This is a genomic window from Chloroflexaceae bacterium, from assembly GCA_025057155.1.
GTDB lineage: Bacteria > Chloroflexota > Chloroflexia > Chloroflexales > Chloroflexaceae > JACAEO01.
Genome location: JANWYD010000051.1, coordinates 1 through 981 on the forward strand (window position 1 = coordinate 1; position 981 = coordinate 981).

The window sequence follows — 981 nt, forward strand, 5'->3', positions numbered from 1 at the left end:
GGGTGACCGGGGTCTGCGCCGCCGTCGAGCAGAATCAGGCCGCTTGCACCTACGGCGTCAATCGTCCGCATTACCGCGCCGATGTTGCCGGGGTCCTGCGGCGAAACGAGCGCAACGAGCCAGGGGTGTGTGGCAGGTTGCAGGTCGGCAAGCTGAAGTTGGTGACGTTTGACAACGGCCAGGATGCCCTGCGGGTTCTCCTTATCGGCGATGGAACGGAAGACATCGGCCGCCAGGGCATAGACGCGCGCGCCGGCGCGGCGCTGCTTCTCCAGCAGGTCATAGGCGAACTCGCTCTTGAGCAGATCGGGCGCGTAGCAGAAGTAGGCGATGTGCGCGCCGGCGGCCACCGCCTCGCCCACATGCCGAATGCCCTCGACGAGGAACAGCCCGGTCTCATCGCGCACCTTGCGCTGCTGCAACCGGCGCGCCTGTTTGATGTCCGGGTTGCGAGGATTAGTGAGGGTTGGAGATTTGCGATTGGAGTGTTGTGATTTTGGATTTTGGATTTGGGATTTTGGATCGGCCATGACGGATTGATTTTACCTGCCCGATTTTCCCGCCGTGAGGGTGCACGCAAAACATGTCAGCCGCACCCTGAGAGCGGACGCTGAGCGAAACCGAAGCGGCGATCGAAAGGGCGGGCACGTTCCCTAACAACCTCTGCGTGCACGTCCGCCGTGGGGGTGTGTTGCATTCCGGCCCGCCTTGCGGTTCAATAGTCGCATGACCCTTAACGTCCACCTCCTCGAAGCTTTTGAACCAACCGTCATTGAGGCCCTGCGCGCGCAGCTCAGCCCGGACATCCGGCTGACCGACGGCGCGGAGGTCCCGCCGGATACGCACCTGCTGGTGGCCGGCTCGGCGGAGCGGGCGCACCTCAGCGCCAGTCCGCAGCTGCGCGCCGTCCTCGTGCCGTACACCGGCATCGCGCCCAAACTGCGCGAGGTCATGCTGGAGTTCCCGCACGTGGCGCTGCAC

2 protein-coding genes are annotated in these 981 nt (G+C 64.4%); one reads left to right on the plus strand and one right to left on the minus strand.

Annotated elements, in window-relative coordinates; all coding sequences use genetic code 11:
- A partial coding sequence (locus NZU74_20165) for an RNA methyltransferase (protein ID MCS6883645.1) occupies positions 1-407 on the minus strand: 407 nt, incomplete at its 3' end.
- A gap of 319 nt (positions 408-726) precedes the next feature.
- Between NZU74_20165 and NZU74_20170 the strand changes: the two genes are divergently transcribed.
- Positions 727-981 (plus strand): hypothetical protein (locus NZU74_20170; protein MCS6883646.1); only part of this gene is annotated, 255 nt, incomplete at its 3' end.